Annotated in this window: 28 protein-coding genes and 3 tRNA genes (1 of these 31 only partly in view); 19 read left to right on the forward strand and 12 right to left on the reverse strand. The window is 69.9% G+C overall.

The features are described from left to right. Nucleotides 1–62: 62 nt before the first annotated feature. Nucleotides 63–1916 (reverse strand): carboxypeptidase regulatory-like domain-containing protein, encoded by a 1854-nt coding sequence (locus L3i22_RS00600; RefSeq protein WP_221325060.1) that lies wholly within the window; start codon nt 1914–1916, stop codon nt 63–65. 219 nt (nt 1917–2135) lie between these two features. Between L3i22_RS00600 and L3i22_RS00605 the strand changes: the two genes are divergently transcribed. From L3i22_RS00605 to amcA, 5 genes are all read left to right on the forward strand, one after another. Continuing rightward, complete coding sequence (locus L3i22_RS00605; RefSeq protein WP_221325061.1) at nt 2136–2498, forward strand: sterol carrier family protein; 363 nt, start codon at nt 2136–2138, stop codon at nt 2496–2498. Between the two features lie 131 nt (nt 2499–2629). Then, complete coding sequence (purF, locus tag L3i22_RS00610; protein WP_221325062.1) at nt 2630–4237, forward strand: amidophosphoribosyltransferase; 1608 nt, start codon at nt 2630–2632, stop codon at nt 4235–4237. Between the two features lie 46 nt (nt 4238–4283). Further along, nucleotides 4284–5432 carry a phosphoribosylformylglycinamidine cyclo-ligase gene (gene purM / locus L3i22_RS00615; protein ID WP_221325063.1) on the forward strand — a complete coding sequence of 383 codons (1149 nt, stop codon included), beginning with the start codon at nt 4284–4286 and terminating at the stop codon, nt 5430–5432. A gap of 212 nt (nt 5433–5644) precedes the next feature. Further along, entirely contained in the window at nt 5645–6748 is a 1104-nt protein-coding gene (gene amcB, locus L3i22_RS00620) for a cyclophane-forming radical SAM peptide maturase AmcB (protein ID WP_304523480.1), read from the forward strand. Further along, nucleotides 6717–6944, forward strand: a complete 228-nt coding sequence (gene amcA, locus L3i22_RS00625) for a multiple cyclophane-containing RiPP AmcA (RefSeq protein WP_221325065.1) — start codon at nt 6717–6719, stop codon at nt 6942–6944. Before amcB ends, amcA begins: the two co-directional genes overlap by 32 nt. Nucleotides 6945–7069: 125 nt before the next feature. Here the strand turns inward: amcA and L3i22_RS00630 are convergent, their stop codons facing one another. Both L3i22_RS00630 and L3i22_RS00635 read right to left on the reverse strand, forming a co-directional pair. Further along, nucleotides 7070–7291 carry a DUF3073 domain-containing protein gene (locus L3i22_RS00630; protein ID WP_221325066.1) on the reverse strand — a complete coding sequence of 74 codons (222 nt, stop codon included), beginning with the start codon at nt 7289–7291 and terminating at the stop codon, nt 7070–7072. Nucleotides 7292–7472: 181 nt separating this feature from the next. After that, on the reverse strand, nt 7473–8552 hold the full coding sequence (locus L3i22_RS00635) for a Glu/Leu/Phe/Val dehydrogenase (protein ID WP_221325067.1): 1080 nt from the start codon (nt 8550–8552) through the stop codon (nt 7473–7475). Between the two features lie 151 nt (nt 8553–8703). On the opposite strand from L3i22_RS00635, the gene L3i22_RS00640 reads away from it, so the two are divergent. The 6 genes from L3i22_RS00640 (at nt 8704) to L3i22_RS00665 (ending at nt 13464) form a co-directional block, all read left to right on the forward strand. Further along, nucleotides 8704–9543, forward strand: coding sequence for a hypothetical protein (locus L3i22_RS00640; RefSeq protein ID WP_221325068.1), 840 nt, complete (start codon nt 8704–8706; stop codon nt 9541–9543). Nucleotides 9544–9824: 281 nt separating this feature from the next. Further along, nucleotides 9825–10034 carry a BldC family transcriptional regulator gene (locus L3i22_RS00645; RefSeq protein ID WP_014687221.1) on the forward strand — a complete coding sequence of 70 codons (210 nt, stop codon included), beginning with the start codon at nt 9825–9827 and terminating at the stop codon, nt 10032–10034. Nucleotides 10035–10203: 169 nt separating this feature from the next. Continuing rightward, nucleotides 10204–10980: a class I SAM-dependent methyltransferase gene (locus L3i22_RS00650; RefSeq protein ID WP_370644336.1), complete on the forward strand. Its 777-nt coding sequence runs from the start codon at nt 10204–10206 to the stop codon at nt 10978–10980. Then, nucleotides 10977–11543, forward strand: coding sequence for an RNA 2'-phosphotransferase (locus L3i22_RS00655; protein WP_221325070.1), 567 nt, complete (start codon nt 10977–10979; stop codon nt 11541–11543). Before L3i22_RS00650 ends, L3i22_RS00655 begins: the two co-directional genes overlap by 4 nt. An 83-nt stretch (nt 11544–11626) precedes the next feature. After that, the gene (locus L3i22_RS00660; protein WP_221325071.1) at nt 11627–12208 is read left to right on the forward strand and encodes a hypothetical protein; all 582 of its coding nucleotides are present in this window, start codon (nt 11627–11629) and stop codon (nt 12206–12208) included. Then, nucleotides 12205–13464, forward strand: a complete 1260-nt coding sequence (locus tag L3i22_RS00665; RefSeq protein WP_221325072.1) for a PrsW family intramembrane metalloprotease — start codon at nt 12205–12207, stop codon at nt 13462–13464. Before L3i22_RS00660 ends, L3i22_RS00665 begins: the two co-directional genes overlap by 4 nt. 1 nt (nt 13465) lies before the next feature. Here the strand turns inward: L3i22_RS00665 and L3i22_RS00670 are convergent, their stop codons facing one another. Further along, nucleotides 13466–13717, reverse strand: a complete 252-nt coding sequence (locus L3i22_RS00670) for a hypothetical protein (RefSeq protein ID WP_221325073.1) — start codon at nt 13715–13717, stop codon at nt 13466–13468. A 196-nt stretch (nt 13718–13913) separates the two neighbouring features. Between L3i22_RS00670 and L3i22_RS00675 the strand changes: the two genes are divergently transcribed. Further along, on the forward strand, nt 13914–14312 hold the full coding sequence (locus L3i22_RS00675) for a hotdog fold thioesterase (protein ID WP_221329727.1): 399 nt from the start codon (nt 13914–13916) through the stop codon (nt 14310–14312). 53 nt (nt 14313–14365) lie between these two features. Then, nucleotides 14366–14755: a hypothetical protein gene (locus L3i22_RS00680; RefSeq protein WP_221325074.1), complete on the forward strand. Its 390-nt coding sequence runs from the start codon at nt 14366–14368 to the stop codon at nt 14753–14755. 84 nt (nt 14756–14839) lie between these two features. On the opposite strand, the gene L3i22_RS00685 is transcribed toward L3i22_RS00680, so the two are convergent. Next, entirely contained in the window at nt 14840–15148 is a 309-nt protein-coding gene (locus L3i22_RS00685; RefSeq protein WP_221325075.1) for a hypothetical protein, read from the reverse strand. Nucleotides 15149–15389: 241 nt separating this feature from the next. Between L3i22_RS00685 and L3i22_RS00690 the strand changes: the two genes are divergently transcribed. From L3i22_RS00690 to L3i22_RS00700, 3 genes are all read left to right on the forward strand, one after another. Continuing rightward, on the forward strand, nt 15390–16493 hold the full coding sequence (locus L3i22_RS00690; protein WP_221325076.1) for a calcium-binding protein: 1104 nt from the start codon (nt 15390–15392) through the stop codon (nt 16491–16493). A 184-nt stretch (nt 16494–16677) separates the two neighbouring features. After that, complete coding sequence (locus L3i22_RS00695; protein WP_221325077.1) at nt 16678–17910, forward strand: calcium-binding protein; 1233 nt, start codon at nt 16678–16680, stop codon at nt 17908–17910. 309 nt (nt 17911–18219) lie between these two features. After that, the gene (locus L3i22_RS00700; protein ID WP_221325078.1) at nt 18220–19017 is read left to right on the forward strand and encodes an inositol monophosphatase family protein; all 798 of its coding nucleotides are present in this window, start codon (nt 18220–18222) and stop codon (nt 19015–19017) included. A 373-nt stretch (nt 19018–19390) separates the two neighbouring features. Here L3i22_RS00700 and L3i22_RS00705 read toward each other — a convergent pair. The 7 genes from L3i22_RS00705 to L3i22_RS00735 form a co-directional block, all read right to left on the reverse strand. Then, a tRNA-Phe gene (locus L3i22_RS00705) sits at nt 19391–19467 on the reverse strand. A 15-nt stretch (nt 19468–19482) separates the two neighbouring features. Beyond that, nucleotides 19483–19556 (reverse strand) — tRNA-Asp (locus L3i22_RS00710). A 61-nt stretch (nt 19557–19617) separates the two neighbouring features. Then, nucleotides 19618–19690: transfer RNA gene (locus L3i22_RS00715), tRNA-Glu, on the reverse strand. Between the two features lie 173 nt (nt 19691–19863). After that, nucleotides 19864–20805 carry a MerR family transcriptional regulator gene (locus L3i22_RS00720; RefSeq protein ID WP_221325079.1) on the reverse strand — a complete coding sequence of 314 codons (942 nt, stop codon included), beginning with the start codon at nt 20803–20805 and terminating at the stop codon, nt 19864–19866. Beyond that, complete coding sequence (idi, locus tag L3i22_RS00725; RefSeq protein WP_221325080.1) at nt 20795–21391, reverse strand: isopentenyl-diphosphate Delta-isomerase; 597 nt, start codon at nt 21389–21391, stop codon at nt 20795–20797. Before idi ends, L3i22_RS00720 begins: the two co-directional genes overlap by 11 nt. Then, nucleotides 21388–22902 (reverse strand): phytoene desaturase family protein, encoded by a 1515-nt coding sequence (crtI, locus tag L3i22_RS00730; protein ID WP_221325081.1) that lies wholly within the window; start codon nt 22900–22902, stop codon nt 21388–21390. The genes idi and crtI overlap by 4 nt, the downstream gene beginning before the upstream one ends. Then, a complete protein-coding gene (locus L3i22_RS00735) occupies nt 22899–23969 on the reverse strand; it encodes a polyprenyl synthetase family protein (protein WP_221325082.1) in 1071 nt (356 codons plus the stop codon). Before L3i22_RS00735 ends, crtI begins: the two co-directional genes overlap by 4 nt. Nucleotides 23970–24037: 68 nt before the next feature. On the opposite strand from L3i22_RS00735, the gene L3i22_RS00740 reads away from it, so the two are divergent. The 3 genes from L3i22_RS00740 to L3i22_RS00750 form a co-directional block, all read left to right on the forward strand. Then, a complete protein-coding gene (locus L3i22_RS00740; RefSeq protein WP_221325083.1) occupies nt 24038–24925 on the forward strand; it encodes a phytoene/squalene synthase family protein in 888 nt (295 codons plus the stop codon). A gap of 1 nt (nt 24926) precedes the next feature. Continuing rightward, nucleotides 24927–26237 (forward strand): deoxyribodipyrimidine photo-lyase, encoded by a 1311-nt coding sequence (locus tag L3i22_RS00745; protein ID WP_221325084.1) that lies wholly within the window; start codon nt 24927–24929, stop codon nt 26235–26237. 354 nt (nt 26238–26591) lie between these two features. After that, nucleotides 26592–26645: the beginning of an NAD(P)/FAD-dependent oxidoreductase gene (locus L3i22_RS00750; protein ID WP_221325085.1), read on the forward strand. The gene runs 1308 nt beyond the window's last position; only the first 54 of its 1362 coding nucleotides appear in the window; its start codon is at nt 26592–26594; its stop codon lies beyond the right edge, outside the window.

The following is a 26645-nucleotide window of genomic DNA, read 5'->3' on the forward strand; positions in this document are numbered from 1 at the left end:
GGCTTTTTGCTGCCATGAAAAAGGCCCCGCGCGATGCGCGGGGCCTTTCTCGCTAGCTCAGATCACTCGTCCCACTCGCGGTTGCGGCGGTTCGGGTTCTGCCCGTACGCGTTGCCGTGCTGGTCGTAACCGGGCTGCTGCGGCTGCTGCGGGTTACCGCCGTAGCCGGGCTGACCGGGCTGGGGGGCGGCGGGCTGACCGCCGTACGCCCCGCCGTGCTGGTCGTAGCCGGCCTGCTGGGTGCCGTAGCCACCCTGCTGGTCATAACCGCCCTGCTGGTCGTAGCCGCCGCCCTGGGCGCCGTAGCCGGCCTGCTGGTCGTAGCCGGCCTGAGCGCCGTAACCGGCCTGCTGGTCGTAGCCACCCTGGTCGTAGCCACCCTGGTCGTAGCCGCCGGCGGGCTGGGCACCGTACGCCCCGCCGTGCTGGTCGTAGCCGGCCTGCTGGGTGCCGTAGCCACCCTGCTGGTCGTACCCGCCCTGGGCGCCGTAACCGGCCTGCTGGTCGTAGCCGGCCTGAGCGCCGTAGCCCGCCTGCTCGTCATACCCGCCGTTGTCCGGCTGGTACATGCTGGTGTGCTCGTCGAAGCGCGGCTGGCCCTGGCCACCCTGGGGCTGGGCCGGACCGTTGTCGTAGCCACCGCCCTGGGCGCCGTAGACGCTCGTCGCGCCGCCGTAGTTGCCACCGCCGGCGGGCTGCTGGCCACCGTAGTTGCCGCCGCCCTGCTGGTTGTCCCACTGGCTGCTGTTCGAGCCGAGGAAGCCGCCCTGCGGCGGGGCCGGAGCACCGTACGGGTCGGGGAACTCGTCCTCGACCGGCGGTCGGTGGATCATCGTGGGCGCGTCGCCCAGACCGCCGCCCATGCCCATGCCCGCGCCCATTCCGGCGCCGGCGACCATGGTCGCGTCGTTGCGCATGCCACCGGCCGGCGCGGCCACCCGGGTGGCATCGGCGCCGGCGAACCGGCCGGGGCCGGACGGGCTGCCGATCGGGCCGTTGGGGCTGCCGTAGCCGCCACCGCCGTTGGTGTCGTCGTCGTTCTTCGCGGCGTTCTTCCGGCGCATCCAGACCAGGACCATCGCGCCGATACCGGCGGCGACGAGCAGGCCGCCCATCACGATCAGCAGCCAGGAGCTGCCGCCGCTGTCCGAGGCGGTGTTCGACGCGTCGCCCGCCGGGGCGGCGGCCGCGTCGCTGGTGTCGTCGTCGGTCGGTTCGTCGCTGAGCTCGTCGGCCACCGGCGCGCTGACCGAGGTACTGGGCGAGGCCGACGCCGACGCGGACGCCGAGGCCAGCGCCTTCAGCGTGACCGTCGCGCTCGCGCTCCTGCCGGCCGTGCCGGTGACCGAGGTGGCCGCGCTCTTGTAGCCGTTCATCTTGGCCCCGACGGTGATCTTGCCGGGCGAGATCGGGCTGGCGTCCGAGGAGGTGAAGGCGAAGCTGCCGTCGCCGTTCGACGCCATCGAATAGGCGTGGCCCTGGCTGTCCTGGATGCCGACGGTCGCGCCGGCGAGGCCGTTGCCGTCGCCGTCCTTCACCTTGCCGGACACCTGCCGGACGGTCTGTGCCGCGGCCGGGCCGTTCACCGTGATGGTCGAGGTCTGGCTCGCGTTGCCGGCCTTGATGGTCACCGTCGCGGACGCCTTCTGGCCGGCCGCGACGTTCGGCATCCGGATGGTCGCCGAGAAGTCGCCCTTCTGGCCCGCCTTGACCGACCCGGTCTGGCAGCTCGCGCACTGGGCCCCGCCGCCGGCACTGATCGAGACGTTGACGTCCTGCGTGGCGGGATCTTGCGACGTGTTATCGACCGTGTACGCTACGTCTACGTTCGCGCCGGGGTCGGCTTGTCCGGGGACGTTGATGGTGATGGTGGGGTCACCTGCTGCTGCCAAGGCGACCGTCTGAACGCCGGCCACCAAGCCAACTACCAGTGCCAATAACGCACCGGCCTGAATTACCCGGCCACGTAGGTGCGTTGTCATATCCACCGCCTTCCGTGTCGCGCGGCTTCCGCCTAATTGCCTGTCGGATCACTCGCGACTTGTACGCCGTCGGCAACTATGCCTTGCCGCACGCCTTTTGCGCGACCCAGGGCGGTCTACCGATGTCGGCAAACCGCGTCGTATCGTCCCGACATGTCGCCTGCGCACAATAAATCCGAGTCCGTGTCCGAAGCGCTGGACGCGCTGGACCGGGGAGACGAACCTGACCGGACAGTCCTGCGAGATGCGGTCCGAGCACTGCTGACCGAGTTGTCCGGACGTGCGCCTGGCCGTTCGGTGGAGGTACGAATTCCACCTTTCGGTGCGATTCAGTGTGTCCCGGGACCTCGGCACACCCGCGGCACACCGCCCAATGTGGTCGAAACGGATCCGAAGACCTGGCTGCTCGTGGCCACCGGCCGCCTCGCGTGGGCAGAAGCGGTCCGTGACGGACGTCTCCGAGCTAGCGGAATCCGGACCGATCTGAGTGAGTACCTGCCGTTGACCCCGGAATGAGCCCGGGTCGGGCGCCTCTGGGCTCGCGTACACTGGGCGATCGGAGCGAGCGGAGTTCGGGCAGACCGGCGATTCGGGTTGGTCAGCGCTTCGAGCAGTTCGTGGCGGATCCGACATGAGGGAGCAAGCAGGTGCCCCGAGGCGACGGCCTACTGACCGACGATCTCGACCCCCAGGAGCGCGGCCCCCAGGATGCCTGTGGAGTCTTCGGTGTCTGGGCCCCCGAGGAAGAGGTCGCCAAACTTACGTACTTCGGGCTCTACGCACTCCAGCACCGCGGCCAGGAGGCTGCCGGCATCGCGGTGAGTGACGGGTCCGGTGTCGTCGTCTACAAGGACATCGGCCTGGTCTCCCAGGTCTTCGACGAGCCGACCCTGGCGAGCCTGCGCGGCCATCTCGCGATCGGTCACGCGCGCTACTCCACCACCGGCGGCTCCAACTGGGAGAACGCGCAGCCCACGATCCGGGCCACCACGGCCGGGACGACGATCGCGCTGGCCCACAACGGCAACCTGGTGAACACGGCCGAGCTCGCCAAGGAGATCGCCGACCGCGGTCTCGACGTGGGCGACTCCACCTCCGACACGGCGATGGTCACCGCGCTGCTGGCGGCCCGCCCCGACCTCTCGGTCGAGGCCGCGGCCATGGAGGTGCTGCCGACCCTGCGCGGTGCGTTCAGCTTCGTGTTCATGGACGAGCACACCCTCTACGCCGCGCGCGACGCCCAGGGCGTGCGCCCGCTGGTGCTCGGCCGGATGGAGCGCGGCTGGGTGGTGGCGAGCGAGACCGCCGCGCTGGACATCACCGGCGCCAGCTTCGTCCGTGAGGTCGAGCCGGGCGAGATCATCGCGATCGACGAGCACGGCCTGCGCTCCACCCGGTTCGCCGCGCCCGAGCCCAAGGGCTGCCTGTTCGAGTATGTGTACCTGGCCCGCCCGGACACCACGATCGCCGGCCGCAACATCTACTCCGCCCGGGTCGAGGTCGGCCGCAAGCTGGCCAAGGAGCACCCGGTCGAGGCCGACCTGGTGATCGGGGTCCCGGAGTCCGGCATCCCGGCCGCGATCGGCTATGCCGAGGCGTCCGGCATTCCGTACAGCGCCGGCTTCATGAAGAACGCGTACGTCGGCCGGACCTTCATCCAGCCCTCGCAGACCATCCGCCAGCTCGGTATCCGGCTCAAGCTGAACCCGCTGCGCGAGGTGGTCCGGGGCAAGCGGATCGTGGTGATCGACGACTCGATCGTGCGCGGCAACACCCAGCGCGCCCAGATCCGGATGCTCCGCGAGGCCGGCGCCCTGGAGATCCACGTCCGGATCTCGTCGCCGCCGGTGAAATGGCCGTGCTTCTACGGCATCGACTTCGCCACCCGCGCCGAGCTGATCGCCAACGGCCTGGAGATCGACGGCATCCGCCGCTCGATCGGCGCCGACAGCCTGGGCTACGTCTCGCTGGACAATCTGGTCCAGGCGACCGAGCAGCCCAAGTCCCGGCTCTGCATGGCCTGCTTCACCGGGGAGTACCCGATTGAGCTGCCGGCCGCCGACCTGATCGGCAAGCACGTGCTGGAGGGGGTCGGCCGCCGGGCCGCGATGCCGAGCGCCTCGCAGCGGGCGGCCGAGAGTGCCGTCGCCGGGCTCGAGGCCGACTACGAGGCCCGCGAGCACGCGGACGATCACGCGGCACCGGTGCCGCTGGTCGCCAGTCCGGGCGGCGCGAACGCGCTGCACCACCCGTGACCTGTTGACTCTGCCAGTTACTGCAGAACCGCTAAAGGGGAGAACCGTGACGCACGTGTCCGAGCGCAGTGCCGGATCGAACGGCGCTGAGGGCGGCGACCGACAGCCGTGGACGGCGGGCGCCGGCCGCGGGCCGCGCAAGCGCTCCGCGACGTACGCGGCGGCCGGTGTCTCGATCGATGCCGGTGACCGGGCCGTCGAGCTGCTCAAGTCCAAGGTGAAGAAGACCACCCGCCCGGAGGTCATGGGCGACCTGGGCGGCTTCTCCGGCCTGTTCAAGCTCAACACCGCGAAGTACAAGAGCCCGATCCTGGCCTCGTCCACCGACGGCGTGGGCACCAAGCTGGTCATCGCCCAGCAGCTCGACATCCACGACACGATCGGCATCGACCTGGTCGCCATGGTCGTCGACGACCTGGTGGCGTGTGGCGCCGAGCCGCTGTTCCTGCTCGACTACATCGCCTGCGGCGAGGTCGTGCCGGACAAGATCGCCGAGATCGGCGCCGGCATCGCGGACGGCTGCCGGTACGCCGGTTGTGCCCTGCTCGGTGGCGAGACCGCCGAGCACCCGGGCGTGCTGCGCCCGGACGAGTACGACGTCTCCGCCACCGGCGTCGGCGTGGTCGAGGAGAGCGAGATCCTCGGCAAGGAGCGGGTCGAGGTGGGTGACGCGGTGATCGCGATGCGCTCGTCCGGCCTGCACTCGAACGGCTACTCGCTGGTCCGCCACGTGCTGCTGGGCGCCGGCCGGATGCGCCTGGACACCGTGGTCGACGACTTCGGCACCTCGCGCACCCTGGGCGAGGAACTGCTGACCCCCACCAAGATCTACGCCAAGGACTGCCTGGGCCTGATCGAGGAGACCGACGTCCGGGCGTTCTCGCACGTCACCGGCGGCGGCATCCCCGGCAACCTGAACCGGGTGCTCCCGCCGACCATGGACGCCGTGGTGGACCGGTCCACCTGGCGCCCGCAGCCGATCTTCGACCTGATCCAGGCCAAGGGCCGGATCGAGGACTCGGAGATGGAGTCGACCTTCAACATGGGCGTCGGCATGTTCGCGGTCGTCTCCTCGGACGACGCGGACCGCGCGATGGCCTACCTGGCCGGCCGCGGTGTCGAGGCCTGGCAGGTCGGCGAGGTGCTGGAGGGCACCGGCCAGGTGCAGATGATGGGTTCGTACACCCGGGGCTGACGCGGAGTGACGACGGCTGTGATCTTGGTATGAGATCAAGGGGCGGCATGTCCCGAGCCTGGTTCACGGTGGGTTGAACATGAAATGATCCGTGTGTGCCGATGTCCGGCACATACGGATCTTTCGCATGGGTGCTGGACCGCGCGGCCTAGCCTGGCCCTGTGTCCCGGGTGCCGGACGGGAGGTGCGCGATGGCGGATGCGTGGAGCGGGATGCGGGGCATCTCGGCAGAACCCGGCTACGTCGTCATGCAGCCGACTACTCTGTGCAACCTGGCCTGCAATTACTGTTACCTGCCGTTCCGACGGGAGAACCGGAAGATGCCGGTCGCCGTCGCCGAGGCGGTGGCCGCCGAGATCGCCGACTTCGCGCGGGCCGGCCGGTTCTCCGTGGTCTGGCACGGCGGCGAGCCGCTGGCCGCCGGGGCGGAGCATCTGGCCGCCCTGTTCGCGCCGTTCGGTGCGGGCGTGGAGCACCACGTGCAGACGAACGCGACGCTGATCGACGACGCCTGGTGCGAGTTCTTCAAGGCGCACGACGTCCGGGTCAGCGTGAGCGTGGACGGGCCCCGGCAGCACAACGGCGAGCGGGTGGACCGGGGCGGCAAGCCGGCCTACGACCTGATCACCAAGGGGATCGACGCGCTGCGGCGGCACGGCATCCCGTTCTCCACCCTGTGCGTGGTCTCCGACCTGCGTCCGGGCATGGCCACCGAGCTGTACGAGTATTTTCTCGGCCTGGGCTGCGAGGTGCTCGGCATCAACGTCGAGGAGCAGGAGGGGGTGAACCTCCGGCTGAACCGGCACGACCCGGCCACGGTCAGCGCGTTCTGGGCGGAGCTGGTCGGGGCCTGGCGCAAGGCGCCCACGATCCACCTGCGGGAGATCGAATGGTCGCTGCGCTACGCCGCGGCGGTTCTCGACGGCACGGCGGACGAGTTGCTGCCCCGGCGGCTGGACCCGATCCCGACGATCGCGCAGGACGGCTCGGTGGTGCTGCTCTCACCCGAGCTGGCCGGCTTCCACGATCCGCGGTACGGGGACTTCACCAGTGGCAACGTGCTCACCACCCCGCTGCGGCAGCTGCTCGCGGCGGCGTCGGACACCCCGTGGATCGCGGAGTTCCTCCGCGGGGTCGAGGCGTGCCGGCAGAGCTGTCCCTACTTCGGCTTCTGTGGCGGCGCCCACGCGGCCAACCGCTACTTCGAACACGGCAGGTTCGACGTCACCGAGACGAACCATTGCCGGAACAGCAAGATTCGCCTACTGGAGGGAGTGCTGGACCATGCCCGAGATCACGAGGCCACGGCCGTCTGACGGCGTGGAGACGGATCCGGTGTCGGCACGGGTGCACGACACTCGGGACGGCCTGGCCGCGCTCATCGCGGAGGCGGAAGTGGCTCGTCGGCAGCGCGCCGAGGAGACGTCACAGGATGACGGCTCGGCGGTGTGCGCCTGGAACCACTTCGAGAACATTCCCACGTTTTACAACTGGAACAACCGCCCACGCTGAAGAGCGGCCTGGCCGGAGCCCACGCGGACACCGCCCGCGTGGGCTTCAGTTGCAAACCGTTAGGAGTTGACGACCACGGCGCACCTGAGCACGCGGGTCATACCGCGTGCTCCGTGCGATACGGGTCAAATCCGCCTTGGAGGCGACCAGGAATCCTGGTCGTCATCGTCAGCGTCATCCTCGTCGTCATCGACCAACTCGTCGTTGTCGTCGTCGAAATGACGGTCGGACTGGCGTGTACTACCGGCCAGTTCGCGCTGCAAGGCGGTGAGGTCGGTGTTCGGGGAGTGATACTTCAACTCCCGGGCCACCTTCGTCTGCTTGGCCTTAGCACGGCCGCGCCCCATGGCTCGACCCCCTCGCACAGAATTCGGGGCAGCCCGAAGGCGGGCCCCGATGACGTCAGGCATCTCTCGTGGGTCTTACGGTACATGGACGACGCCGTCTTCGGCACCTCGGGTTGCGTGTGACACTGCCGCGCGTCGCGGTTAGGACAAAACAGCGCCGCGCGGCAGCCCCTGAACCGGTCTAGTTGAGGTAAATCGCCCGTAGGCGACCGACCTCCGCCATCCGGCGCTCGGCGAGCCGGTCGGCCGCGACCGCGGGCGGGACGCCCTCGTCGCCGGCCAGATGGAGGATCCGCCGGGTGGTCTCGAAGATGCCGGTCGCCCGGAGCTTGGCGCGGTCGAAGTTGAAGCCCTCGATCTCGTCGGCCACCTGGATCACGCCGCCGGCGTTCACCACGTAGTCCGGCGTGTAGAGGATCCCGTGATCGTCGAGCAGCTTGCCGATGCCGGGGTGGGCCAGCTGGTTGTTGGCCGCGCCGGTGACCACCTTGGCGCGCAGCACCGGGACGCTGTCGTCGTTCAGCGCGCCGCCCAGGGCGCACGGGGCGTAGACGTCGAGGTCCGAGGTGATCAGGGTCTGGTTGTCCGGCACCAGCTCGACCTCGGGGTGGTTGGTGCGGGCCCATTCCAGGGCGGCCGGGTTGACGTCGGTGGCGAGCACCGTGGCGCCGTCCTTGATCAGGTGGCCGACCAGGTACTTGCCGACCTTGCCGAGGCCGGCCACGCCGACCGTGCGACCGGTCAGCGTCGGGCTGCCCCAGGTGTGCTCGGCGGCCGCGCGCATGCCCTGGAAGACGCCCCAGGCGGTGAGGACCGACGAGTCCCCGGCGCCGCCGTGCTCGACGCTGCGGCCGGTGACGTAGCGGGTCTCCCGGGCGATCACGTCCATGTCCGGGACGTACGTGCCGACGTCACAGGCGGTGTAATAGCGGCCCCGCAGGGACTCGACGAAACGTCCGTACGCACGAAGGAGAGTTTCGGTCTTGGTGGTTGCCGGGTCGCCCCAGATGACCGCCTTGCCGCCACCCAGGTCCAGTCCGGCCAATGCGTTCTTGTACGCCATCCCGCGGGACAGCTTCAGCACGTCGGCGAGGGCCGCTTCCTCACTCTCGTACGGATAGAACCGGGTGCCGCCGAGTGCGGGCCCGAGGGCGGTGGAGTAGATCCCGATGATCGCTTTCAGGCCCGAGTTCCGGTCCTGACAGAAGACGACCTGTTCGTGTCCCGTGGCGTCGTTGCCGTCGGTGTCGAACACACCCATCGTTGTTCTCCTGATTCTTCTGTGTGGGCCTTCGTGGGGCCCCTGACCCGGCGGGGTGGGCCGGACACCGCGAGCGTAGTCGCGCGAATGGCACGGGGATTACGCCCGCGCGGGAAGTTCCACCCGGCCGGATTTGTGAAACGATCGCGCCGTGCCGTCACTGTTCGCGTCGTACCTACGGATCTACGAGCCGCTGACCGCCTTCGACCGTGAACGACAGGTCTTCTGGCGTCGTTACGCCAAGGAGGGCCGCGATCTCGGACCGATCGAGGGCCCGGTCCGGCAGCGCACCGCCGTGCTCGAGGCGCTCGGGGCCGGTTGGACCCGGCTGCCCGACCTGCCCGACGAGGCGTACGTCCTGGAGTGGGACAACTCCATCCTGGTCTGCCCCTGGAATCTGCGCCTGCGGGTCGCCGAGGCGGCCCTGAACGCCCGCGACGGCGTGCCCGCCGTGCTCGCCGACGCTTTCGTCCCCCCGGTGCTGGCCGGCCAGGCCAAGGCGGTCGTGGAGGACTGGCGCAGCGGGGCCCGGGTGCTGGAGCAGGGGGTGCCCCGGGTGCACGAGCAGATCGCCACCTGGGGGGTGCCGCTGCGCTGGTTCGCCTTCGTCGATCTGGAGGAGCGGGACATCTCGCTGACCGGCCGGCGGCGCACGCTGCGTTACCGCACGGAGATCTCGAAGGCCCGCCGGCGGGCGCATCGGGCGGTCTCGGTGCTGCGCAAGTCGCTGGGCGACGCCCCGATCACCGAGGCGGTCGAGGAGGGCACCCGGTGGCTGGAGGAGTTCCACCCCCGGTCGGTGGTCGAGTTGGACTACGGCGGCCTGGTCAACCTCCTTCCGGAGGACAAACTGACCGGTGACGACTCCCCCGGACTGGTGGCGGCCGGCCTGTCGGCGCTGTCCCGGGGCGACGCCGACGCGGCGAGCGAGGCCTACGAGAAGCTGGTCGCTAGGTGGCGAAGTGTCCAACTTCTTGAGCGATGCAACTGACCTGCAGAAATAGGACAGACCGGGAAGATTCCCCGGGGATGAGAGCGCTCCCGAAGCGAATACTCTTCGTGATCAGTGCCCGCCGAAGCGTGATAATCGGACTAAACGAGACACTATCTGGCGTAGAAAACACGCAAAAATCGGGCATGCTTCATCCGTCTATCTGGGGACGTTCGTCCGTTCGGCCCATGTCGGACATCGGGGACTAGCCGGACCATGAGAGACGCACCGGCCGGCGGGACCCCGGCCGATGTTTTTAGGTACCTGTGGAGGAGTGACCGATGGCATCGCGTACGCACGATCCTGAGCCGCTACTAACGCCGGCCGAGGTGGCGTCGATGTTCCGTGTCGACCCGAAGACCGTGACTCGGTGGGCGAAGGCGGGCAAGCTCAGCGCTATTCGCACGTTGGGTGGCCACCGTCGCTACCGGGAGTCGGAGGTTCGCGCCCTGCTGCAGGGACAGATTCCCACGCAGCGGCAGGGTGACTGACCGGTTCGACCTAGATCGTTGTAAGGGGCGTGCGCTGGGGAAGGCGTATCGCCCCTTCTTCGTTTCCTAGATCTTTTCCCGTCTAGATCAACGACGTGGGGCCGGTCAGGACACGCGGCCCGCACGCCCGAGTTGCTCGGGGCCGGTGCGGGCCACAAGAGTAATGACCATGGAACAGCCCGCGATCGGTGACGCCTTCGGCGACATGATCAAAGACGCCTATGCGGTACGGACCGGGATCGGTCCCCGTCCGCTGGCCGGTGGCCGCCTGCCCCGCCCGGTGATCGAGGTGATCGAGCGGGACGACGGCCTGATCAACGGCGCGCCCGCGGACCACTACCTGGACGAGCCGGAGGCCTGGCAGCCGCACGACCACCGGGCGTTGCGCCTGTGCCGCGGGCACGTGCTGGACATCGGGGTGGGCGCCGCCCGGATCGCGCTCGAGCTCCAGCGCCGTGGCATGGCGGTGACCGGCCTGGACACCTCGGCCGGTGCGATCGAGGTGGCCCGCAAGCGCGGCCTGCGCGACACCGTGCTGAGCACCGTGGACCGGTATGCCCGCGCCGCCGCCCGGTACGACACCTTTCTGCTGCTCGGGAACAACCTGGGCCTGCTGGAGGGGCCGGAGCGGGCGCCGGCCTTCCTGGAGTCGCTGGCCCGGCTGGCGAGCCCGGGCGCGCGGATCATCGCGCAGGGCGCGGATCCGTACGGGACCAAGGACCCGGTGCACGTGAGCTACCACCAGCGGAACCGGGCGCTGGGGCGGCTGGGCGGCCAGCTGCGGCTGCGACTGCGCTACCGGATGGCGGCCTCCGACTGGTTCGACTACCTCAACTGCTCGGTCGACGAGCTGGACCAGCTGCTCAAGGGCACCGGGTGGCACCTGAAATCGGTCGACCGGAAAGATCGGCCGTACTACCTTGCGGTCATGGAGCAAGACCATTGACCGATCTCACCCGCGACCAGGTCCGCCTCAGCCGGCGGATGTCCCTGGTGCTGCGACACCGGCCCGAGGTGGCCGGCCTGACTCTCGACGCGAACGGCTGGGTGCCGGTCGCCGACTTCCTGACCGCCCTGGGGATCTCCCGCACCGAGCTGGACCTGGTGGTGGCGAACAACGACAAGTCCCGCTTCGCGGTGGCCGCCGGCGACGACGGCGTGGAGCGGATCCGGGCCAGCCAGGGCCACTCCCGCCGGGTCGAGGTGGATCTCGACCTGCCGCCCGCCGAGCCGCCGGCGACCCTCTTCCACGGCACCCCGCGAGCGAATCTCGACTCGATCCGGCGGGACGGGCTGCGGCCGCGCAGCCGGCATCACGTCCATCTCTCGGTGGACGTGCCGACCGCCCTGGTGGTGGGCCGGCGTCGGTCGGCCGATGTGGTGGTGTTCGAGGTCGCGGCCGGTGCCATGGCGGCCGCCGGGCACGTGTTCCACCGCAGTGCCAACGGGGTCTGGTTGACCTCCGTCGTCACTCCGCAGCACCTTTCGATAAAACGGACAAATACGTAATCTGCCAGGTTGATCGTCCATCCACTGTGGTCGCACGCCGGGATCGCCGGACACCACCCGGCCAGCATCGTTAGCGTGGACGGATGGGGACGGTCACGCGGCGTCAGCTCACCGATCTCCCCAGCACACCCGGATTGCTCAGCGCACTCCTTCTGGTCGCCGTTCTGGCGGCGCTCTCCCTCGGCCTGCCGGCGCTCGACCGCGCCGTCCCGGCCCAGCGGGCGATGCCGGACGACGTGCCGTACCGGGTCGGTGCCGGGGTCACCGTGGTGCCCCCGGACGGCGCGACCCTGGACGTCACGGGCACCCGTCCGGGTGCGGACCGGGCCACCGCGCTGTTCCGGCTCGGCCGCGTCAAGTACTCGATCGCCGTCCAGCCGTTCTCCGGGGATCTGACCCAGGCCGCCGTGCGGCTCCGCCAGCGGATCACCGGCACCTCGGGATACCAGGTGACCGGCACCCAGCTCGCGGTCTCCACGGCCGGTGGGCTGGCCGGGCTGCAGGGCGGTTACACGGCCGGCGACCGCGGCGGCCGGTACGCGGTCTTCGTCGTGCACGGGCTGACCATCGAGGTCACGGTCAGCGGCGCCGACCTGGACCTGGACCACACGCTGCCGGCGATCGACGCGAGCACCAAGACCCTGCGCTATGAGGGCAAGCCATGAGCGAGCCGGTGATTCCTGGCCCCGCTCGGCCGGCCGCGCTGTTCCGGCTGCCCGCGTTCTGGGTGGTGATCACGCTGCTGGCGGCCGGTGCCGTACGGATGTCGCAGATTTTGACCAAGTTCTTGACCCTCTTCCCGATCGCCTCGCTCACCGCGCTGGCCCTGTTCGCGCTGCTCGCCGTGCCGTTCTGGCTCTTCGTGCAGGAGCTGGACTTCCTCGAGCGGGAGCCGTCCGGCCTGCTGGCGGTCGCGTTCGCCTGGGGCGCCCTGGTCGCGACCAGCGTCTCCATCCCGGGCAGCACCGCTCTGGAGAACCTGATCGCCAAGCTCGGCTCGCCCGGCCTGGCCGCGGACTGGGGCGCCGCGCTGGCCGGCCCGACGGTCGAGGAGATCGCCAAGACCCTCGGCGTGGTGGCCATCGTGCTGATCGCCCGCTCCCAGGTGAACAGCGTGCTGGACGGCGTCGTCTACGGCGCGCTGGTCGGGCTCGGCTTCCAGATCGTCGAGGACATCGTGTTCGCGATCGGGGCGGTCGCCCTCGCCGGGCAGGGCGACGAGGTCCAGCCGGTGGTCACCACGTTCCTGGTCCGCGGATTCCTGGCCGGGGTCTGGAGTCACACCCTGTTCGGCGCGCTGGCCGGGGCCGGCATCGGATACCTGGTGGTCAGCACGGACCGCGGCTGGCCGCGCCGGATCGGGATGGCCGGGCTCGCGCTCTTCGGCGCCTGGGCGTCGCACGTGCTGTGGAACTCGCCGCTGTTCCGGGAGGGGCTGGGCAACGGCGCGGTAGCGCTGCTGGCCGTGCTGGCCTTCAAGGGCCTGCCGCCGCTGCTGCTGATCCTGTGGCTGGTCCGCCGCGCGCACGACCGCGAGGCGGAGTACTACGTCGCGCGGCTCCAGAGCCTGGACGACCCCGAGGTGATCACCGAGGGCGAGCTGCGGGCCCTCGGTTCCGGTTCGCGCCGGGCCGCGGCCCGGCGGCACGCCGCCGATCAGGCCGGGCGAAAGGCCAAGGCGACGGTACGACGTCTGCAGCGCGCCCAGGCCCGGCTGGCCGTCGAGCTCAGCCGGGCTCCCGAACTTGCCGATCAACACCATTCCGAGGTCCGGCACCATCGCGCCACCCTGCGAACGCTGGGCCACCCGGAAGCGGTCGAGGGGACCCCCTCCTGGCGGCACACCGTCTCCACGGTCGGCACCGCGGTCGTCGCGATCGCCGTCCTCTGGGTGGCGCTCTCCGCCCTCGGCGGCGCCTAGCTCAGCTCGCGACCGGCGGGATGCCGCCGTCGCCGTCGACGATCGTGTCCGGGGTGCCGTCCTCGTCCAGGTCCACCATCGTGACGTCGACCTTGCCGTCGCCGTCGGTGTCGAACTGGAACAGGTCCGGCTTGCCGTCGCCATCGGTGTCCGACACCCACACGTCGACCTTGCCGTCGCCGTTGGCGTCACTGGTGATCAGGTCGACGCGGTCGTCGCCCCGGGTCTCGACGATCTCCTGCGGCTCGCTCATGTCGTCTCCTTCGACGAATAATTCGGGTCTTCGATCTCGGTACGGACGCCGACTCTGCCCGGATGGATCAGCCGGCACAACCGCCACATCAGTACCCCGCGTACGCAACCGTCAGTCCCGCCCGTGTGACGGGTATCGCTGGAACCGGGTTGACTCGCGGGTAACGTACGCCGTCGTGGATATCGCGGAAGACGGCATGCAGCACCTCTTCACCAGCAACGGAGGCGGTGCGCTCGCCGAGCGGATGGGCATCGTGATCACCGAGGCGACCGCCGAGCGCGTGGTCGGCACGATGCCGGTCGAGGGCAACACCCAGCCGTACGGACTGCTGCACGGCGGCGCGTCGTGCGTGCTCGCCGAGACCCTCGGCTCGGTCGGGGCGGTGCTGCACGGGCAGACCGTGGACCGGCCGTTCGCGGTCGGGGTGGACATCAACGCCACCCACCACAAGGCGGCCCGGTCCGGTCTGGTGACCGGTGTCGCGGTGCCGGTGCACCGGGGGCGCGCGGTCGCCACGTACGAGGTCGTCCTCGAGGACGAGGGCGGCGAGCGGGTGTGCACGGCACGTATCACGTGCCTGCTCCGCGGGGCGTGAATGCACAGTTGATCCACAGGCGTTCCTTGACGGTTACGCGTACGGTTTGCAACGTGACCGAAGCACCACAGCACGCGTTCGACGACGCCACGCAGATCCTGGCCTGCGCACTTACCGGGGACAGCGATGCCGTGGCCAGCACCTTCGACGCCGTCGTCAGTCGCGACGGGGTGGTCGGCGCGTGGGACGTCGCGTGGTGCCTGGCCGCGACGATGGTCGGCGAGCTGCCCGGCGGCGGGGGCTGGACCCTGGAGTTCCCCGGGATCGACGATGCCCGATACGACAAGCGGTGGGTCGCCCGCTTCGTCAGTGCCTACGTGAACGGCGACGCACCGACCGGCGAGGCGCTCTTCGGGGCCGCGATCGCCGACGGCCAGCTGCCGGACTGTCTGCTCGCGCTGGCCGGCTCGACGGTCGCGACGCTGCGCCACCGGGCGGCCTGACCCGGTTTTCGGCACGGACGGGCGCGGGCTTTACGCCGTACGGCAAATGTCTGGTTTGACGCTGACCCGGGATGACCGTGAGCGTCAGCGGTTTTTCAGGTAGAGCGCCTTCGCGTACTGCGTCGCGGCGGCGGTGTTGTACATCGACGCCTGGGACATGCAGAACGAGTTCTCCGAGATCGCCCGGGACGCCTGCGTCGTGCCGGAGAACCGGATGTCGGCCTCCGCCTCGGACAGCCCCCGCGCCTTGAACTGCCGGCGCATGGCTATCCGCCCGCTCTGGAACGACTTCGCGGCCTCCTCGGCGATCTTCATGAAGGACATCGCCTTGTCGGCCAGGGCCTCGGCCAGGTTGTAGGCCGTCTGTTCGGCCTCGTTGGTGAAGGTCTGCACGGCAGCGTGCCTCCTCGCGAGCCGGTCCGCCCGGACCGTTCCCGATAACACTCTGATTGAGCGGGCGCTCGGCTTCAAGGGGCTGTGGACAACCGATCTCACCCGCAGTGACTCCACCATGGACACGGCGTGGCACGAAAGCGTGATCCACCGCGTGCGGGCGTCCCCATAGTGTTTCCCCATCGAGCCGCGGGGCGCTCGAATCGAAGACTCACTCAAAATCGCACGGGGGTAAATAGTTATGTTCGTCAACCGCAGAGTTCTCGCCGCCATCGGTCTCGCCGCGGTCGCGGTGGCCACCTCGACCACGATCTTCCTGTCGCCGGCCCAGGCCGCGTCGACCACCGGCACCGCGAGCGTCGTCAAGAGCGAGTCCGCCGTCCGCTACGTGGCCGGGAAGGGGGCATCGAACTCACTGGTCATCACGGTCTCGGGCCGGACCGTCACGCTGGACGACCGGGTGGCGATCAAGGCCGGCGCCGGCTGCGTCGCGGTCAAGGGCGACAAGACCAAGGTTCGTTGCACCACCCCGAAGGCGCCGTACCTGGTGGTCGACCTGGGGGACAAGAACGACTCGCTCACCAACAAGAGCTCGGTGCACCTGATCGCCGACGGCGGTGCCGGCAACGACACCCTGCGCGGCGGCAACGGCGCGGACAACCTGTGGGGCGGTGCCGGCAACGACGTGCTGTACGGCGGCAAGGGCGCCGACACGCTCGGCGGCGACGCCGGTGCGGACCGCCTCTACGGCCAGACCGGCAACGACTACCTCGACGCCGGCGCCGGCAACGACTACGTGAGCGCCGGCACCGGCAACGACAACGTGTCGGGCGGCTCCGGGCAGGACCGGATCTACGGCGAGGACGGCCTCGACAAGATCTACGGTGGCGACGACAACGACTACATCAACGGCGGCAGCCGCGCCGACCGGATCTACGGCGGCCGGGGCGCCGACCGCATCGAGGGCGCGGCCGGTGACGACATCATCGTCGGCGACGCCAGCGCCACCTCGGCCAGCGGCACGCCGTGGCGGCTGAGCAACGACATCATCAACGGCGGTTCCGGCAACGACGTGATCATCGGCGGCGCCGGCGACGACCGGATCGACGGTGCGGCCGGTGACGACGTCGTCTACCCCGAGTACTTCAAGGCCGGGTCCACCTACGTGCCGATCGGCCGGGCCGCGGCCGTCGACAAGGTGGTCGGTGGCTCGCAGGACAAGCAGGACTTCGTGCTGACGCTGGCCGGCACGTCGTACAGCGGCTTCGAGAAGGTCTGGAAGGCCGGCGACCCGAACCCGCGGTTCACCAACACGGTTCTGGGCAAGCTGAACTCCCTGTTCTGAGTTCCTCTGTAGAGAACGCCCGGCGCGATTCGCGCCGGGCGTTTTTCGTGGTGGCCGGGGTCACAGAAAGTTGACCGGGGATCGGCCGAAATGGGGAGGCGCGTCGAAACGGTACCGTTCTATGCTCGTGCCCGCGTGCGGTGATCGACACCGCCGGATCCGCACTTCCCCGGGGGAACTCTCCATGTTCTTGATCAACCGCAGGGCGCTGGCCGCGATCGGCATCACCGCCGCGGCAGTGGCCACGACGACCCTCTTCACCTCTCCCGCGCAGGCCGCCTCGGCCGGCATCGCGAAGGTGGTGGGCACGAACACGGTGCAGTTCAACGCCCTGATGGGCAAGTCGAACGCCCTGGTCATCACGATCTCCGGCCGCACGGTCACGCTCGACGACAAGGTTGCGCTCACCCCGGGCAAGGGCTGCAAGAAGGTCGACGCCACCAAGGTGAAGTGCACGACCTCGAAGACGACGACGAAGCTCAGCGTCGCGCTCGGGGACAAGAACGACTCGGTCACCAACAAGACCTCGGTGTACATGCTCGCCGACGGTGGCGCCGGCAACGACGTCCTGATCGGCGGCGCGGGCGTCGACCAGCTGCAGGGCTCCACCGGCAACGACAAGATCTACGGCAAGGCCGGCAACGACATCCTGTTCGGCGAGGCCGGCGACGACCTGATCTGGGGCTACACCGGCAACGACCGGATCGACGCGGGCGCCGGCAACGACCGGGTGGCGGCCGAGGCCGGCAACGACCGGATCCTCGGTGGCACCGGCAACGACCGGCTCGACGGCGGCATCGGCCACGACGGCATCAGCGGTGGCGCGGGCAACGACGCCATCTACGGCCAGGACGGCAACGACACGCTGCTCGGCGACGCCGGCAACGACACCCTGGTCGGCGGCGCCGGCAACGACGACATCGCCGGCGGCGCGGACAACGACCGGGTGCTCGGCGGCGACGGTGACGACTACGTCTACGGCGACAACCCGGACGGCACCGGCACCGGCGCGGACGTTCTCTCCGGCGACGCGGGCGCGGACATCATCGAGGCCGGCGCCGGCAACGACCGGGTCGACTCCGGCGCGGGCAAGGACTACGTCTTCGGCCAGGCCGGCAACGACGCGATCGCCGGCAGCGGCGACGACGACGGTCTGGTCGGCGAGGACGTCGGCTTGGACGCCAACAACCACGAGGTTCTGATCGGCAGCGACTCCGCGCTGGACGTCCTCGACGGTGGCGACCAGATCACCGAGGACACCTGCCTCGTGATGGCCGCCGGCACGACCACCAACTGCGAGGTGACGAACCAGACGGCTGGCGTCGCCACGCTGTCCGGCGCCCGGTCGCACCTCGACTTCGCCGCGCTGACCGAGGCCAAGAAGGACGCGGCCGCCGCGTTCGCCGCAGTCAAGTAATCCAGCACGCCGTGAACCGGCGCCCGGCGATCCCGCCGGGCGCCGTTCCCGTTTCCGGCCACGGTTCGCCGCCGGCGTCAGGCTTCGGCCCGGTCGCTGCCACCCCGCTCTCCACCCCAGGCTGCGGCGCGGTCGCGGTCAATTCGCTTTCCGGTACGCAGCGCGACACAGTCCGGAGTTCCGGGGACCAGGCGCCGCCCGGGGCGTCGAGTCGCCAACCATGGTGATCAGGAAGCGCTGGCCGGCAGCCGGGCTGTACCACGTCTTCGAGCGCACCTTCGACGAGCTCTGGAGCGGTGGCCAGCCCCGATGACCGACTACGCCGACCTACTCCCGATCGCCCACCAGGCCGTCGACCTCGCCCAAAGAATCATCCGCACCATGCAACCCGGCGTGCTCACGGCAAAGGGCGACCGCGACATGGCCTCGGAGGTGGATTTCGCCGTCGAGGCGCAGGTGCGTGCGTTCCTGGCGGAGCAGACACCGGACATCGGTTTTCTCGGCGAAGAGAACGGCACGAGCGGGGCCACCCGCGGCCGGATGTGGGCGCTCGACCCGGTGGACGGGACCGTCAACTTCGTGCACGGATCACCTCTGTGCGCGGTCTCGCTCGGCTTGATCACCGAGGGCCGGTCGGTGCTCGGAGTCATCGACCTCCCATTTCTCGGCACTCGCTACTCGGCCGCGGAAGGCAGCGGCGCACATGCGAACGGAGCCGCTATCGCAGCCAGCGCCACAGGTGACATCGGCGAAGCCGTGGTGGCCATCGGTGACTACGCGGTCGGCGAGGGTGCCGAGGCGAAGAATCGGATCCGGTTCGCGTTGACCCAGCGGCTCGGATCCGAAGCGCAGCGGATCCGCATGCACGGGTCGGCGGCGATCGACCTGGCATGGCTCGCCGCCGGCCATGTTGATGCCGTGGTCATGCTTGCGAACAAGCCCTGGGATACGGCCGCTGGTGTTGTTATCGCCAGGGAGGCCGGCGTAGTTGTCGTGGATTACGACGGCTCACCGCACACCTTCGACTCGCAGGCGACTATCGCGGCTAACCCGAAGTTACTCCCGACGGTCCTCGCCATGCTCGGCGAAGAGCAGAAGCAGGGTTAGGACCTCACCCGAGAAGCCTGCTGGCGGGCTCGGCCGGCGCGCCGGCCCAATCGGTGCTCGGGGCCGTGACGATCGCTGAGTTTGGCTGAGTTCCGGCGATCGCTTCCGCTTCGCTCCGCGGCTCGCCACTGAATGCCCGGGGGCGCGGCTGCGCCGTGGCTCGCGGAATTGTGTCGGCTGTCACCGCGAGGGTTTTAGCCGGTGAGGCTCAGTGGTCGAGAGCGTGGCCCGAACGGCGTGCAACTCACGGCGGTGGTCATGGGAAATTCGCGGTCACCAGAGGGCAATTTCGTGGCGCCGAAAAGGCCGGGAAAGCAAAACGTCCACCGTGCGTTTCCGCAGGTGGACGGTGCTCAGTGCCCGGCGAGAGGCCTGGTGGCCAGGGGCGGGGTCGAACCGCCGACCTTCCGATTTTCAGTCGGACGCTCGTACCAACTGAGCTACCTGGCCGTACATGTTGCCTTGCGGTCCTGACGGGACTTGAACCCGCGACCTCCGCCTTGACAGGGCGGCGAGCACTCCAACTGCTCCACAGGACCTTGCTATTCACTTCTGTTCTTGCTCTGGCCGATCAGCGGCTTGCGTCGCTAACCTTACCAGTACCCCCAACGGGATTCGAACCCGTGCTACCGCCTTGAAAGGGCGGCGTCCTAGGCCACTAGACGATGAGGGCATCTCCGCCATCATTGCACATCGAGTTGGCGACCCGATCTGCAACGCTTGGTGGCCTTGGCCCCAACCGCGCCCCGTTGAAGGCTTGGAAAGCATATGTGATCCACCGGGCGGTCTCCAAATCGGTACCCCTCTTTTCGTTCGCAGGGCTGTGACCAGCACGAACGCTGAGGGTCAGACGGAGGCGAGGAGGTCGACCGCCTCGGTCAGGCCGGTGAGGCGGGTGATTCCGGGGGGAAGATCGCCGGTGGGCCAGCCCGGACCGCCCGCGGCCACCACGATCGGCGGGCGTGGGACGTCGCGGACGCGGAGCAGCTGGTCGACCGTGCCGGTGCTGCTGCGCTGGGACCAGAGCACCACCGCGGCCGGGCCGGTCCGCCCGATCGCGTCCAGCAGCGCCGGAGACGGCACCCGGGCGCCGAACAGGCGGGTCGGGACACCGCGCTGGGCCAGGGCGGCGGCCAGCGCCTCCAGGGGCAGCGTGTGCTGCTCCTCGTCGGCGGCGGCGAGCAGGATCCGCGGGGTGCCGGTGGCGTGCTGGGTGGCGGCCAGCACCTCGGTGACGGTCCGGGAGAGCAGGTGCTCGACCTCGACGTAGCGCAGGGTGGCCTCGTAGCGCTCGCCGATCGCGACCAGGACCGGGATCAGCACCTCGGTCCAGGTGGTCACCACGCCCCGCTCGTGGATCGCCGCGCAGAGGATGTCCCGCATGGCCGGCGCGTCCAGCCGCATGGCGGCCCGGGTCAGCCCGCGGGCAACCAACTCCGGCGAAGGATCGGGCAAAGGCGAAGTAGCGGGCAAAGGCGAAGTAGCGGGCGATGGCGAAGTAGCGGAAGAAGGCGAAGTCGCGGGGGAAGAGGGCGGCGGAACGGTTGGCGGTGAGACGACCGGCTGGGCAAGTGCCCAGGCAGCCGCCTCCGCCGGCGCCACACCCTGCGTGGTGAGCCGCTGCATGATCTGCAGCCGGTCCATGTCCTCGGCGGTGTAGCGCCGGTGGTGACCGGTCTCGTGCCGGCTCGGCCCGAGACCGTAGCGCTGATGCCAGGTACGCAGGGTGGTGACCGCCACACCGAGACGGCGCGCGGCGGCGCCGGCACTCAGCGCCTCATCGGCCACCCGACCGCTCCGTGAGAAGGACACTCGATTGCTCCGTCGAAAGGGCGCCGGCATCGTCCCCGAGGAGGACCTCGAGAACACCGGACAACCAGGGTGCGTACGACTCCGGGGCGGCCGCCACGTCGGCCCGTAACGAGGGCGGCGACACCCAGCGCAGCTCGGCGATCTCGGCCGGGTCCGGCCGGGGCGCCGTCGCCGCCGGGAGCGTGCCGAGCAGCACGTGGTCGTACTCGTGCTCGACCCGCCCGGTGACCGGATCCGTCGCCCGATAGGTGTAGACGCCGAGCTCGGTGAGCGCGACGTCCCGTACCGAAAGCTCTTCGGAGAGACGGCGACCGGCCGCCTCGGTGACCGACTCGCCGGGGCCGGGGTGGCCGCAGCAGGTGTTGCCCCAGCGCAGCGGGAAGCGGGTCTTGACCGCGGCCCGTTGCTGGATCAGCACGCGCCCCTCGTCGTCCCGCAGGAAGACCGAGAACGCCCGGTGCAGCGCCCCGGGCTCCTGGTGCGCGTCCGAGACGGTGGCCGACCCGACGGGCCGGCCCTCCGTGTCGACCAATTCGACGAGATGAGACTCACGAGCGCTCATGAAACCCCCTGTGTGATCCGGCTCGCGGCCAGCTTTCCGGAGATGAGCACCATCGGCACGCCGACGCCGGGTTGTGTGCCCGAACCGGTGAAGACCACGTTCGGTAGCGAGGGGTGCATGTTCGAGGGGCGGAACGGGCCGGTCTGGGAGAACGAGTGCGCGGCGGCGAACGGGGTGCCGGCGGCCATCCCGTCGTCCGCCCAGTCGGCCGGGGTGATGATCCGCTCGACCTCCACGCCGTCCCGGAAGCCGATGTATCCACGCTGCTCAAGCGTGCGCAGCAGCTCGTCGGCGTAACGCTCGGCGAGGCCGCCGCGCCAGTCCATCGGGCCGGTCTCGAGGTTCGGGGTGGGGGCGAGGACGTAGTAGGTCTGCTTGCCGTCGGGCGCCGCGGACGGGTCGGTCCGGGTCGGGTTGGTCACCAGCAGTGACGGGTCACTCATCAGCAGACCGCGGTTGATCACCTCGTCGAAGGTGCGCTTCCACGTCGTACCGAAATGGATGTTGTGGTGGGCGATTTTGGAGAATGACCGCGTCGATCCCACGTGCACCACCACGCAGGACGGTGAGTAGCGCAGGCGCCGCGGGCGCCGGGCCGGGAGCAGGTCGCGGTAGGCGATCGGAAGATCCGGATTCAGTACGACGGTGTCGGCCGCGATGACCTCGCCCCCGGCCGTGAGCACCCCGGTCGCCCGGCCGTTCCGGGTGACCACCCGCTCGACCGTGGTGTCGTAACGGAACGTCACGCCATGCTTCTCGGCGGCCCCGGCCAGCGCCTTCGGCACCGCGTGCATGCCGCCCTTGGGGTAGAAGACGCCGGCGACCGAGTCGAGGTACGCGATCACCGCGTAGATGGCGAGCGCGTCGTGCGGGGCGAGCCCGGCGTACATCGCCTGGAACGAGAAGATCCGCTGGGTCCGCGGGTCACGGAAGTACTCGTTGATCTTCGGCTGCAGCCGGCGCAGGCCGCCCATGCCCAGCAGCTTCAGCATGTTGAGGTTCATCAGGTCGACCGGGGAGTCCAGGTTCCGGTCGATGAAGTGGTTGCGTTCCAGCTGCCAGAGCTTCCGGGTGAAGTCGACGAAGCGCAGGTAGCCGTCGGCCTCCCGGGCGCCGCAGACCCGGGCGATCTCGGCCGCCATCCGGGTGGTGTCGGTGCGCACGTCCAGGGTGGAACCGTCCGGGTAGTACGCCCGATATGCCGGGTCCAGCGGCGTGAGCTCCAGCCAGTCGGAGAGCTTCTCGCCGACCGCTTCGAGCGGCTCCGCGATCAGCTCCGGCATGGTCAGCACGGTCGGGCCGGTGTCGAAGTCGAAGCCGCCGACCGAGAGGCGCCCGGCGCGACCGCCCGGCACCGGCTCCCGCTCGACCACGGTCACCTCGCGCCCGGCCGCGGCCAGGTGCAGGGCGCAGGAGAGGCCGGCCAGACCGGCGCCGACTATGACGACCCGATCGGTGGGTCCGGTGACGGTACGCACGGCGCGACTCCAAGGGGTGGGGGACTTCATCATGCCGGGCGCTGCGTCGACACGGTGGCGAGCTCGATCAGCACGCCCCGGGCCTCGGGGTCGATCGGGGCCGAGGTCAGCGCGGTGAGACCCGCGGTGACCCGGGCGCGGATCATCTCCTCGACCCGGGCGGGCGCCCCGGTCTCCGCGATGATCTGTGCCTTGCGATCGATCTCAGCACTGTCCAGCTCGGACAGCTGAGCCGGGGTGGCCATCCGCCGGGCCAGCATCAGCAGCGCGGTCGGCTTGCCGGTGCGCAGGTCGTCGCCGGCCGGCTTGCCGGTCACCGCGGGGTCGCCGTAGACCCCGAGCAGGTCGTCACGCAGCTGGAACGCCTCGCCGACCGCGGTCCCGTACACCTGGTACGCCTCGGCGACCTCGGGGTCGTCGGCCCCGGCCAGCGCGAGCCCGTAGTCGAGCGGCCACTGCACGGTGTAGCTCGCCGTCTTGTGCCGGGCCACCAGCAGCGCGCGCTCCACCGACCAGGACTCCGGGTCGGTCTCGCCGAGCACGTCCAGGTACTGCCCGGCGACCGCTTCGATGCGCATCCGGTCATACCGCGCCCGCACTTCGAGCAGGGTGGCCGGCGGCACCCCGGTACGGGCCAGCAGCTGGTCCGCCCAGACCAGGCAGAGGTCGCCGACCAGCACCGCCGCCGAGTTGCCGAACCGGGCGCCGTGCTGCCCGGCGAAGATCCGGTGCGCCGTGGGTCGGCCACGCCGGGTCGCCGAGTCGTCCATCAGGTCGTCGTGGACGAGTGCGAACGTGTGCATCAGCTCCAGCGCGCCGAGCGCCGGCAGCAGCGGCGCGGAGTCGGCGCCGGGGCCGGCGACACCGCGCCACCCCCAGTACGCGAACGTCGGCCGCAGCCGCTTTCCGCCGGCCAGCACCAGGTCACGGGCGGTACGGGCGAAGCCGCCGAGCGCGGGGTCGATCGCGTCCAGGGAGGCGATCTGCGGGGCGAGGAAGTCGGCGAGCGTCCCCTCGACGGCGTCGATCAGCCCAGTGTGGGTAACCGGTTGACGGGGTATCGCGCTGACACGATTTCCCTCGAGGGTGTCATTGGCCACGCTCAGTACCGTACCCTAACTTTCGGAAGTTGCGTCGATTCGTGCGTCGATTTACCGGGAGGACCGGGATGGATACCGATCTGGCCGCCGCCTACGCGCGCTGCCGTGACCTGCACCGAGAGCACGGCCGGACGTATTACCTGGCGACCCGCTTACTACCGGCCTGGAAGCGTCGGCACGTGCACGCTCTGTATGGATTCACCCGGTTCGCGGACGAGATCGTCGACCGGACCGAGTCCCAGCCGCCCGCCGAGCGCGCCGCCGAGCTCTCCGCCTGGTCCACCGGGTTCCTGGCCGGCCTGCGCGGCGAGCCGGTCGAGGACCCGCTGCTCCCGGCCGTCCTGCACACCATCGCGGTCTTCGGGCTCGACCTGGACGACTTCGAGAAGTTCCTGCACAGCATGGAGATGGACCTCACGGTCACCGGTTACTCGACCTACGACGACCTGCTCGGGTACATGGAGGGCTCGGCCGCGGTGATCGGCACGATGATGCTGCCGATCCTCGGCTCCGCCGACCCGGTCGCCGCCCGGGAGCCGGCCCGCCAGCTCGGCTTCGCGTTCCAGCTCACCAACTTCATCCGGGACATCGCCGAGGACCTCGCCCGCGGCCGGGTCTACCTGCCCGAAGAACACCTTGCCGAGTACGGCGTCACGATCGCCGACCTGCGTGCCGGGGTCGCCACGCCGCCCGTCCGCGCGCTGATCAAGGCCGAGGTGGGCCGGGCCCGGGAGCACTACGCCGCCGCCGCGCCCGGCATCCCGCTGCTCGAACCCGCCTCGCAGGCCTGCATGCGCACCGCGTTCCAGCTCTACGGCGGCATCCTCGACGAGATCGAGGCGGCCGATTTTGACGTCTTCGTCCGGCGGGCCACCGTGCCCAACCGCCGCCGGGCCGCGGTTGCCGTCCGCAGCCTCCTGACCCGGCCCGGCACCCCGGTCCAACTGGCGGCCTGAGATGGCGGCCCGGATCGCGCTCTTCACCCGGGACCTGCGGATCCACGACAACCCGCTGCTCAGCGGCGGCGACGGGATCGTGCCGCTGTTCGTCCTCGACCCGCGCCTGGGCGGCCTCTCCGCCAACCGGCAGCGCTTCCTCCACCAGAGCCTCGCCGACCTGCGGAGCAACCTGCGGGAGAAGGGCGCCGACCTGGTGATCCGGGAGGGCGACCCGGTGGCCGAGACGGCCCGGCTGGCCCGGGAGATGGACACGTCGTCCGTGGTTCTGGCCGGCGACGTGACCGATTACGCCCAGCGGCGCGAGCAGCGGCTGCGGGACGAGCGGCTGGACGTGGAGATCGTTTCGAGCGTCACGGTGCTGCCGCCCGGCGCGGTCCGGCCTGGGGGCGGTGGGAACTCGTACCGGGTTTTCACGCCGTACTTCAAATCCTGGGAGAAAGCCGCCTGGCGCGAGCCCAGCGCAACCCCGCGCAAGATCGCGATGCCTTCCGGCATCGCGCCGGGCCGCCTGCCCAAGCTGCCCGCCGGCGAGTCACCCGATGCGATCCCGGGCGGCGAGACCGAGGGCCGCCGCCGGCTCCGCTCCTGGTCACAACAGATTTCCCGGTACGGCGATGACCACGACGACCTGGCCGCGGACAACACCAGCCGGCTCAGTGCCTATCTGCGCTTCGGCTGCCTGTCGCCACTCGAACTCGCCCTGGCGGCCCGGGCCGACGACTCCCCGGGGGCCGCCGCCTACCTGCGACAACTCGCCTGGCGCGACTTCTACTACCAGGTCACCGCGGCCTTCCCGAAGATCTCCACGCAGGCCATGCGGCCGAACGCGGACCAGGACTGGCGCACCGACGAGGATGCGCTGAAGCACTGGCAGGACGGGCTGACCGGGGTCCCGATCGTCGACGCCGGGATGCGCCAGCTGCGCGCCGAGGGGTGGATGCACAACCGCGCGCGCCTGATCACCGCGGCGTTCCTGACCAAGCACCTCGGCATCGACTGGCGTCCCGGCCTGCAGTGGTTCTTCCGCTGGCTGATCGACGGGGACGTGCCGAACAATTCCGGGAACTGGCAGTGGACCGCCGGCACCGGGAACGACACTCGTCCTTACCGCAGGTTCAATCCGATTCGGCAGGCACAACGGTTCGATCCGGAAGGCGTGTACGTTCGTCGCTACGTACCGGAGCTCAAGGAGATCGCCGGTGGCGCTGTGCACCAGCCGTGGCGCCTTTCCGAGCCGGCGCGCCGTGGCCTCGACTATCCCGGACCGCTGGAATCGCACCGGGACGAGGCGGTCTGGCTGCGGGACTGAGCAGGGGTCCACCGGCTGGTTGCGTCCGTCAAAACGTCCTCACCGGTGGACCCCGCGACGGTTACCCGTCGTACGCCGGCCTGAATCGTCTTTTTGGGAACGCTCCCGGATAACTCAGCCGAATGGGCGGCCATGAGGATGCCGAGCGCCAGCCAGCGCTCGCCATCGCCCCCTCATGACCGCCCGTTTCCTCGGTGTTCCCGCTTTCCGCGTAGGTTCAGGATCGGTCGGGCCCGGGCGCGCTTGAGGGAATGCCCCACGCAATTCCGGCCCGCCGGTTCGCCCGTTCGCCTGCGCCGGTCCTCACAGACTTCGGCGGCCACCGGACCGGCGATCTCTGCTTAGCTGGACACCATGGCTGAAGCGCGGCAAGTGGACGTGGTGGTCGTCGGACTCGGCGTCGGCGGC

This window comes from Actinoplanes sp. L3-i22 (assembly GCF_019704555.1).
GTDB lineage: Bacteria > Actinomycetota > Actinomycetes > Mycobacteriales > Micromonosporaceae > Actinoplanes.